This is a genomic window from Asanoa sp. NPDC049573 (assembly GCF_040676615.1).
Classification (GTDB): Bacteria; Actinomycetota; Actinomycetes; order Mycobacteriales; family Micromonosporaceae; genus Asanoa.
Genome location: NZ_JBFAPI010000019.1, coordinates 46535 through 56060, shown reverse-complemented (window position 1 = coordinate 56060; position 9526 = coordinate 46535). Strand labels below are relative to the sequence as shown.

7 protein-coding genes are annotated in these 9526 nt (G+C 67.8%); 2 read left to right on the top strand and 5 right to left on the bottom strand.

What is annotated here, in order from left to right:
- The 5 genes from AB0J74_RS31765 to AB0J74_RS31745 all read right to left on the bottom strand — a co-directional run.
- On the bottom strand, window positions 1–782 hold a 782-nt coding region (locus tag AB0J74_RS31765; RefSeq protein WP_363454531.1), incomplete at its 3' end, for a carbohydrate kinase family protein.
- On the bottom strand, window positions 779–958 hold the full coding sequence (locus AB0J74_RS31760) for a hypothetical protein (protein WP_363454529.1): 180 nt from the start codon (window positions 956–958) through the stop codon (window positions 779–781). The genes AB0J74_RS31760 and AB0J74_RS31765, both read right to left, overlap by 4 nt.
- A gap of 39 nt (window positions 959–997) precedes the next feature.
- The gene (locus AB0J74_RS31755) at window positions 998–3511 is read right to left on the bottom strand and encodes a DUF4832 domain-containing protein (RefSeq protein WP_363454527.1); all 2514 of its coding nucleotides are present in this window, start codon (window positions 3509–3511) and stop codon (window positions 998–1000) included.
- Between the two features lie 14 nt (window positions 3512–3525).
- Entirely contained in the window at window positions 3526–6192 is a 2667-nt protein-coding gene (locus AB0J74_RS31750; protein ID WP_363454525.1) for a DUF4832 domain-containing protein, read from the bottom strand.
- A 47-nt stretch (window positions 6193–6239) separates the two neighbouring features.
- Window positions 6240–7604: a DUF4832 domain-containing protein gene (locus AB0J74_RS31745; protein WP_363454523.1), complete on the bottom strand. Its 1365-nt coding sequence runs from the start codon at window positions 7602–7604 to the stop codon at window positions 6240–6242.
- Window positions 7605–7735: 131 nt separating this feature from the next.
- Between AB0J74_RS31745 and AB0J74_RS31740 the strand changes: the two genes are divergently transcribed.
- Window positions 7736–8617, top strand: coding sequence for a sugar ABC transporter permease (locus AB0J74_RS31740; RefSeq protein ID WP_363454521.1), 882 nt, complete (start codon window positions 7736–7738; stop codon window positions 8615–8617).
- Window positions 8618–8629: 12 nt separating this feature from the next.
- Window positions 8630–9514 carry a carbohydrate ABC transporter permease gene (locus AB0J74_RS31735; protein WP_363454519.1) on the top strand — a complete coding sequence of 295 codons (885 nt, stop codon included), beginning with the start codon at window positions 8630–8632 and terminating at the stop codon, window positions 9512–9514.
- Window positions 9515–9526: the final 12 nt, after the last annotated feature.

The following is a 9526-nucleotide window of genomic DNA, read 5'->3' as shown; positions in this document are numbered from 1 at the left end:
CCGGAACGGGCCAGCGAAGGCGCCGCAACCGCGTCGTCGCCGGAACGGGCCAGCGCACGCGCGGCCGCCACCGCTTTGTCGGCAGAACCGGCCGACCAACCTGGAGCTGCCGCCACGTCGTCGCCGGGACCGGCCAGTGAAGGCGCCGCCGCGTCGTGGCCAGAACCGCGCAGCGAACGTGCCAACGCCAGCGCCTCCGCCTCATTCGGCAGGAAGATGTCCGTCTGCGCCAGGGCGGCCACGACGCCGCCGGCCCAACGGCCTGACGGATCGTCGTTGGTGTCCAGCGACGTCGTCCCGCCGGCGGCCCGCACGGAGGCGAACCACGAAGGCAGGCCGGCCGCGAGCCGGGGCTGCAGGAAATAGGAGCTGACGTGGACATGCCGCGCCGACGCGACCAGCGCCGGGTCTACGTCGTCGACGCCGAGGAGCGGCAGGCAACCTGGTGCGGTGAGGATCGCCCGGTCACCGCCGTCGGCGGTCAGCACCACGGTCAACGCCGTTGCCGCAACCGGGTCGACGACACAACCCGTGACGTCGACGCCCCGCGCGCGCAGCGCGTCCAGGCAGAACCGGCCGGCGGCGTCGTCGCCGACCCGGCCGACGAAGGCCGTCCGCAGCCCGAGCCGCGCGGCCCCGCAGGCCGTGATCGCGGCCGAGCCGCCGAGGGTCAGCTCGCCCGCGGAGACGAGCTGTTCGCGCTGCCCGTAACCCAGCGACGACGGTACGCCGGCGAGCACCACGTCGGGGTTCGCGTCCCCGACCACAAGCAGATCGATCATGCTCGCAGGCTAGCCGGCAGCAGGTCGCCGTGCGCCGACGCTGTCGCAAGACGTGCGGGGTCGATGTCATGCAGCACGATCCGCACACCGGCCAACTCGGGATATCCGAGCAGGTCGGTGAGCAACTCGCGGGCGAACACGACGCTGCCCGCGCCGAGGAAGACGATGGTTCTCACACAGAACTCCTTGAAAACACGCGGGCAGCGCCGTGCCGGTTACTGGAAGGTGATGTGGTCGATGGTGATGGTCGAGTTGCCGCCGTACCAGAAGCCCATGGCGAGCTGTGACGGCGAGTTGCGGTTGATTCCGTTGGCGGTCATCGGGATGCGGATGTCCTGATAGCTGGTGGTGATGACGGGATGCGCGCCGCCGTCCAAGGTGAAGTCGCCGAATACCTTGGTGCTGCCGCCGAGCCCGAGGTTGAAATGGCTCTGCTCGCCGCCGGCGAGACCTTTCACCCGCACGACCAGATAGGTGTACGCGGACAGGTCGACGCCGACGTCGGAGCCGAACCAGCCGCAGTTGTTGTAGCGCAGGCTCAACGCCCCGCCGGTCACGACGCCGGAGCCGCCGCCGTCGAGGAAGCAGTTGGCCCCGGTCCATTTGCCGAGATCATTCTGAGACGACGACGGGTACGCCGGTGTGCCGTCGAAGTTGTCGAGCACGAGACCCGTCGGCGGTGGGGCCGTCGCGTCGGTGGTGACCGTGACGGTGTTGCTGGCCGCCGACCGGTTCCCGGCCGCGTCCCGGGCCTTGACCGTGTAGCTGTAGGCGGTCGAGGCCGTGCGACCCGTATCGGTGAACGACGTGCCGGTCGGTGATCCGATCAGCGTCGCACCGCGGAACACCTCGTAGCCGGTCACGCCGACGTTGTCGGTGGATCCGGTCCAGGACAGCGAGACCGTGGTGCCGGTCTTGCCCGGTGACGACAACGTCGGCGTGCTCGGCGCCGTGCAGTCACCCGAACATCCCGAGGTCGTCCCGGAAACAACCGACGACGGCCCGGACACATTGCCCGCGGCGTCCCGAGCACGGACCGTGTATTGGTAGGTCTGCCCCGGCGACCGCCCCGTGTCGGTGAACGACGTGGCCGTGGGCGAGCCCACCAACACACCGTCGCGGAACACCTGGTAGCCGGTGACACCCACGTTGTCGGTGGATGCCGACCACGACAGCGAGACGCTCGTGTTGGTCACACCCGAGACCGTCAGGCCCGACGGCACCGACGGCGCCGCACAGTCACCGGTGCAGGTGCCGACGCTGACCGAGGTCGACAGCACGTTGTAGCCCTTGGTCGCATCCCACGTCCCGGTGTTGGCCAGCCGCACGGAGTATTCCGGCCGGCTCTGCAACCCGGAAGCCGGATCCGGCAACCACAACGCCAGCTTGTAGGTGCCGGCGACCGCGCCGCCCGGCACGGTGACGCTCGAGGTGAGCGTGCTCGCACCGGCCAGCCAGTTGCGCGGGTCGACCCCGCTGAGCGGCAGGTTGTAGCGGTTGGTGCCGTTGTCCAGCACCAGATAGGCGGGCCGCGACCTGATCAGGCCCGACCAGCCGTCGTTGTTGAGGTGCGCGGTCAACGCCAGGCTGCTACCGGGCGCGACGGTGGTGGGGAACGTCGCGTCCAGCAACCGGAGCCGATACCCCAGCTTGCGTTTGATCCGGGTGAAACAGGTCTCGGCGGGGTCGTTCCCGCTGGCGGCCAGGTTGGCCGCTTTCCACTTGTCGGTGTTGACCGCCGCATAGTCTTCGTTGATCTCGGTGAAGTTGAGCTTCTGCATCTCGGTCTGCGCGTTGACGCACGCCGCGTCGTTGTAGCCGTCGGCGCCACACGTCTCGCCGCCGACCATCTTGTTCTGCCCGGTCGAGGTGGCCAGGTCGTACATCCACTGCTTCTTCTGCTCGATGTAGTACCAGCCCATCCAGGACGGGTTGTCGTAGGTGCCCATGTCGTTGTAGTCGGCCAGGAAACAGTCGTTGTGGAAGCCGATCCGGTCTTCCTGCGCCTGCGTCAGGTCGCACCCACCGGGCACGACGCACGAGGTCGGGTCGGTGACCTCCTTGATGTAGATCGGGTAGCGCATCACGATCGGCATGCTGGCCGGCGTGGTGTCGGCGATCTTCTTGACGATGCGATAGCGCGCCGGTGCCTCCTCGACCGACGACGGGTTGGTCAGGCCGCCGGTGTGCCACTCGCCCCAGGCACCGAGGTATCCGGTCTCCAGGTGTAGCACCACGTCGGCGTTGGCGGTGATGACGGCGTCGAGTTGCGCGATGTGCGCGAGGATCTGCGCCTCGTCGACACTGACATAACCATCCCAGGTGTACGCCGGCCGCAGCACGATCTTCATGCCCGCGGCCCGCACCGCCGCCAGCCCGGAGGCCAGGTTGTCGAGCAGCGCCTGCGGCAACGGCTGGGTCTTGTATTTGTCGAGATGGACGTAGCTGTGCAGCAGGGTGTTGCCGTTCGTCTTCGCCCGGGCGAAGGTCCGGTCGAGCAGGTCCGGGTTGAAGCCGGGAATGGTGGCGGCGTTGACATAGTCGTTGACCGCCGGATCGTTGATGATCTCGTAGCGGTTGTGGTAGCCGCGTTCCGGATTGGCGAACGCGGTGCCGAGATCGGCGCCGTAGCTGACGGTGGCGGCCTGGGCCGGTGCGGCGACCGCCACCGCGGCGACGCCGGCGAGCAGCGTCGTCACGGTGAGCAGCCGCAGGGTTCGAGCAAGCATCGTGATGCCTTCCCCTACTGGAAGGTGATGTGGTCGATGGTGATGGTCGAGTTGCCGCCGTACCAGAAGCCCATGGCGAGCTGCGACGGCGAGTTGCGGTTGATTCCGTTGGCGGTCATCGGAATGCGGATGTCCTGATAGGCGGTGGTGATGACCGGGTGGCCGCCACCGTCCAAGGTGAAGTCGCCGAATACCTTGGTGGTGCCGCCGAGCCCGAGGTTGAAATGGCTCTGCTCGCCGCCGGCGAGACCTTTCACCCGCACGACCAGATAGGTGTACGCGGACAGGTCGACGCCGACGTCGGAGCCGAACCAGCCGCAGTTGTTGTAGCGCAGGCTCAACGCCCCGCCGGTCACGACGCCGGAGCCGCCGCCGTCGAGGAAGCAGTTGGCCCCGGTCCATTTGCCGAGATCATTCTGAGCCGACGACGGGTACGCCGGTGTGCCGTCGAAGTTGTCGAGCACCAGACCCGTCGGTGGCGGCGTTCCCGCGTTCGTCGTCACCGTGACCGTGTTGCTGGCCGCCGACCGGTTCCCGGCCGCGTCCCGGGCCTTGACCGTGTAGCTGTAGGCCGTCGACGCGGTCAGCCCGCTGTCGGTGAACGATGTCCCGGTCGGCGAACCGACCAATGTTCCGCCGCGGAAAACCTCGTATCCGGTGACACCGACGTTGTCGGTGGATCCGGTCCAGGACAGCGAGACCGTGGTGTCGGTCTTGCCCGGTGACGACAACGTCGGCGTGCTCGGCGCCGTGCAGTCACCCGCACACCCGCTCGTGGTCCCGGGAACGGCCGTCGACGCTCCGGAGATGTTGCCCGCGGCATCCCTCGCCCGCACGGTGTATTGATAGGTCTGTCCGGGCGAACGTCCCGTGTCGGTGAACGTCGTCCCGGTCGGCGAACCGGCCAGCACGCCGTCGCGGAACACCTGGTAGCCCGTCACACCGACGTTGTCGGTGGCCGCCGACCACGACAGCGAAACGCTCGTGTTGGTCACGCCGGTGACCGCCAGCCCCGACGGCACCGAAGGGGCGGCGCAGTCGCCCGTACACGAGCCGGTGCTCATGCTTCCGAGGTTGACCCAGCCGTCGGTGCCCTGGTTGGCGTTGGCGAACGAGAGCGGAAGAGCCGGCCGCCACTGGTCGATGATCCAGTCGGTCAGCCGGCTGGCGGCGGGCCGGGCCCGCAGAACCGCCGGGGTGACCGTCTCCAGCGGGTTGCGCACCTTCAACACGAGACTGTAGGAACCGGCGGGCACGCCCGCGGTGCTGAGGCTCGCGGAGAAGTTGACCGGGCGGCCGAAGTCGAGGTATGTCGGGTCGGCGCCGACACCCCAGTCGGGGAACGCCCGGATCTTCAGCGGCTGCACCTGCCGCAGATCCCAGTTGGTGTCCCAGGTCTTCACGATCGCGCCGGACGCGTCGCGCAGGCCGATGACGGTCGTCCACGGGTAGTAGAACGGCGCGACACCGTTGTTCTGCATGGTGACGCCGACCTTGAACGTACCCGAAGCCGTGCTGTTGAAGTTGGCCTGCGGGATGTGCAGGTTGTAGCCCATCTTCCGGACACCCGCGGCGACCTTCGGGTCGGTCGCGCTGTAGCCGCCGGCGCCGGTCTGGTTGATCATCCAGGAGATGTGGGTCAGTTCGGTCGCGGCCAGCACGTCGTCGACCTGCCCGCCACCGGCGGGCCAGTTGGCGTAGAGGCTGCCCTGGATCTCGGGGCGGGCCTCGCCGCCGATCGAGTTCGTCACCCACCGGTTCTCGGTGCCGGTGTTGAGCTGCAACTGGAGGAACGCGTCGTCCCAGCCGCCCATCGATACCGGCAGCGTCATGCCCTTGAGGGCGTTGCCGCGCCACTCCTTGTAGGGCCAGGAGTCGTCGTGGAAGCCGATGTTGGCGTTCTCGGTGCCGGCCAACGGATAGCGTGTCTCGATCTGGATGTTGTCGAACGCGCTGTCGAACGCGCCCATGATGGTGCGGATGGTGGTGTCGGTCGGCATCAGGTTCGGATATCCGTCGGCCGTGTCGCGGTCGTAGGGCCAGGTGTGCCACTCGCCCCAGAGCCCGACCAGGCCCATCGTCATGAAGCCGATGCGGGGGTCGGCGGTGCCGCCGGGGCCGGCGTGGTCGTAGCGCGCGGCGAACGCGTTGATGAAGCTGACCAGCGCGGCGACCACGTCGGGGTCGTCGTAGTCGGGGCTGACCGTGCCCCAGAAACCGTTGGTCCGCAACGCCATCTTGCCGTTGAGGCAGGGCGGGATGCCGTTGCCGGGGTGGGTGCCGCTGCCGCCGGGATACTCGAGGTAGAACCGGAAGGCGACCTGGCGCCCCCAGACGGCGGCCTCGTCGAGCGCCTTCTCGAAGACACTCCAGTCGAAGACCGAGCAACTGCTGGGGTCTTTCATCACCTCGTTGAGCGCGAAGTAGCTCCAGGTGAGCCCACCGGGGTATTTCGTGGACAGGTTGTCGCCGGGGAAGTAGTAGGGCGCGAAGCCCTTGAGGGGCTGCCCGACGGGCGCGTCGGCGTAGGCGTAGGTGTGGGTGGCCAGGCTGGTGTCCGGGCCGGGACCGGCCGGCGGGCGGGACGGTGGGCCCGCCGGCGCGGCGACCGCGGAGCTCGACACCAGCACCAGGGCCAACGCCGCGGCGGTGGTGGCGAGCAGCTTTCGGATGGATGGCATGAACCGTGTTCCCTTCGGGACGGGGGCAGGAACAGGTGCGGGTGCCGTCAGCGGATGGTGACGGCGCCGAGGTGCAGCCAGCCGGATTGGTTGTCCTGGCTGGTGTTGGCGAACCGCAACGGGATGCCGTTGGGCAGCGGGTTGGCCACGCGCATGACGATGCCGTAGCGGCCGGCGCGCAGGCCGTGTGTGTCGATCCGGGTCGACAGCGTCGCGGGGTCTTGGCCGGGCTGGATGCCGGTCATGGCCCAGGGCGTCTTCCATCGCTTGACGATCCGGCCCTGGCTGTCGACGGCGGCGAGTTCGGCCCGCCAGTCGTAGTAGAACGGCGCGGCGCCGCGGTTGGCCACCCGCACCGACACCCAGTCGCGGGCGAGCGCGGCCTCGGTGACGGTCAGCTCGTAACCCAGCGACTTCGACGCCGCCAGCGCCCGGAAGTAGTTGTCACCGGTGTAGCCCGCGCCGGCGAACGCGGCATGGTTGATCAGCCACGAGGCGTGCGTCTGGGCGACCGACTCGGCGAAGTCCTGGTACTGGCCGCAGCTGACCGGCTGGTCCCACAGGCAGGACTGGATCTCCGGGCGCAGCTCGCCGCCGATGGGCTCCTGGCGCCACTTCTCGGTCGTACCCTCGTCGATCATCCGCTGCACGAAGTGCCAGGACTGGCCCGGCAGTGTCTCGAAGGCGAACGAGTCGTCGTGGTAGCCGATGTCGAGGTTCTTGTTGTCCTGGCTCGGATAGCGGGCCAGCAGCCTGGTCTTGTCGAACGCGCGCTCGTAACGGCCGAGGACGTCGACGAGCACGTCGTTGGCTGGCATCCAGTTCTCCGGCTGGGTATAGCCGTCGTAGGGCCAGGTGTGCCACTCGCCCCAGAAGCCGATCAGGCCGAGCGTGATGAACCCGATTCGCGGGTCACCGTCGTAGCGCCGGCCGAGGGCGGTGATGAACGTGTCCAGCGCGGAGACCAGGCGCGGGTCGTCGTAGTCGGGCGAGACGCTGACGCCGTTGTTGCCGTTCTCGGCGTACTGGTGTGTGACCAGGCCCTGGTCGAGCAGGTACTGCGGCACGCCGCTCGGCTTGCCCGGATAGTCCAGGTAGAAGCGGAAAACGGCCTGGTGCCCGCGGCTCGCGATGTCGTTGAGCTGGCGCTCCAGTGCGTCCCAGCGGAACTGGTGCGGGCCGGTCATCACGTCACGCAGCGGCAGATAGAACCATTCCATGCTGTACGGGAAGGTCTGGTAGCTGCCGGCGTACGGCATGAAGCCCTTGAGGGGGTTGTCCGCGGGCGCCGAAGCGTAGGTCAGTGGGGTCCACTGCGGACCGCTCGGGGGCTCGGCGGCGGCGGGCGTGCCCACGGCGACCGCGAGCGTCGTCAGCAGGGCGATGACGCGGAGCGCTCTTTTCAAGATCATGGGGTGGTCGTCTCCCTCGGCATTAACGACGTAATACGAAGAGGTGTTGACAAAATTTCGAAGGTCTACATCATTATTCGGGAACGGGTCGGCTGGCAAGAGCCGAGCCGGACAAAGATCAGAGGCGATCGATGAGTGTGACGAAACGACGCGACGACCGCCGCGCGGCCTGGTTCTTCCTGGCGCCGGTGCTGGTGGGCTTCGTCGTCTTCTACGGCTATCCGGCCGTGCGCGGTGCCTGGTACTCGGTCACGGACTACACGATGCTCAACACGCCCTCGTTCGTGGGCGCCGACAACTACACCGAGCTGGCGCACGACGGTGAGTTCTGGCATTCGCTGCTGGTCACCGTCTGGTACGTGATCCTCAACATCGGATCGCAGACCATCCTGGCCCTGGGCATCGCGGCGCTGATGCACCGGCTGACCCGGTCGACCGTGCTGCGGGCCACGCTGCTGCTGCCCTGGCTGGTTCCCAACGTGACAGTCGGCCTGTTGTGGACCTGGCTGCTCGACACCAACCTCGGGTTCGTCAACCACCTGCTCACGTCGCTCGACATCGGCCCGATCGGGTTCCTCACCGACGACACCTGGGCCATGCCGTCGATCGCGGCCATCAACACGTGGGCCTACACCGGCTACACGGCGCTGCTGCTCTACGCCGGGATGCTCCAGGTGCCGCAGTACCTCTACGAGAGTGCGGCGATCGACGGCGCCAACGAGTGGCGGATGTTCCGCCGGATCACCCTGCCGCTGCTGCGACCGGTCCTGGCGCTGGTGCTGGTGGTCTCGCTGATCGGGTCGTTCCAGATCTTCGACACCATCGCGGTCACCACGTTCGGCGGTCCGGTCAACGCGACGCGGGTCATCTACTACTTCATCTACGAACAGGCGTTCCGGTACTTCCACATGGGCTATGCCGCGGCTGCGGCGATCTGCCTGGCGCTGATCCTCGGCGTGCTCACCGCGATCCAGATGCGCCTGCTGCGCGCGTCCCGCTCGGACCTGGCGTAGGGGGACTGACGCATGCGCAGGAAGAACTTCAGTGCCAGCAGGGCATTCGCGTGGGTGGTCATGATCGTGTTCCTGGTGGTGACGGTCTTCCCGTTCTGGTGGATGATCCGCACCGCGCTGACCCCGGCCGCCGACCTCTACACCGACAACGCCACCCTGCTACCGCACGACCCGACGTTCATCAACTTCACACGGGTGCTCGGCCTGACCACGGAGGCGCAGGCGCGTGCCGCCGGCGGCTCGGGCGCGCACATCAACTTCGCCCGCTACCTGCTCAACTCGGCGATCTACTGTGGATTGATCGCCGGCTTCCAGACGCTGTTCTGCGCGATGGCCGGCTACGCCTTCGCCCGGCTGCGCTTCCCGGGCCGCGACACGGTCTTCGCGATCCTGATCGCCGCGCTGATGGTGCCGCCGATCTTCACGCTGCTGCCCAACTTCATCCTGGTCAAGGATCTCGGTCTGATCAACACGATGGGCGGCATGGTCGCGCCGACGATCCTGATGACGCCGTTCGCGGTGTTCTTCCTCCGCCAGTTCTTCCTGTCGCTGCCGCGCGACGTGGAGGAGGCGGCGATCCTCGACGGCAACGGCCCGTGGGGCATCTTCTGGCGCATCGCGCTGCCGATGAGCCGCGGCCCGCTGATCACCATCGGGCTCACCACGATCGTGTGGGCCTGGAAGGACTTCCTCTGGCCACTGCTGGTCGGTCGCGGCGAAGAGAACCGGCTCGTCACCGTCGCGCTCGGCGTGTTCCGCCAGCAGTCACCCAACACCGCACCGGACTGGACCGGGCTGATGGCGGCTTCCACGCTGTCGGTCCTGCCGGTCCTGATCCTGCTCGTCGTCATGGGCAAGCGGCTGGTCCAGTCGCTGAACTTCACCGGAAGCAAGTGACCCACCCGCAGA

Excerpts from the sequence above, each read along its gene's own strand:
- AB0J74_RS31755 (WP_363454527.1), bottom strand. The coding sequence starts at position 3,511 with ATGCTTGCTCGAACCCTGCGGCTGCTCACCGTGACGACGCTGCTCGCC.
- AB0J74_RS31750 (WP_363454525.1), bottom strand. The coding sequence starts at position 6,192 with ATGCCATCCATCCGAAAGCTGCTCGCCACCACCGCCGCGGCGTTGGCC.
- AB0J74_RS31745 (WP_363454523.1), bottom strand. The coding sequence starts at position 7,604 with ATGATCTTGAAAAGAGCGCTCCGCGTCATCGCCCTGCTGACGACGCTC.
- AB0J74_RS31740 (WP_363454521.1), top strand. The coding sequence starts at position 7,736 with ATGAGTGTGACGAAACGACGCGACGACCGCCGCGCGGCCTGGTTCTTC.
- AB0J74_RS31735 (WP_363454519.1), top strand. The coding sequence starts at position 8,630 with ATGCGCAGGAAGAACTTCAGTGCCAGCAGGGCATTCGCGTGGGTGGTC.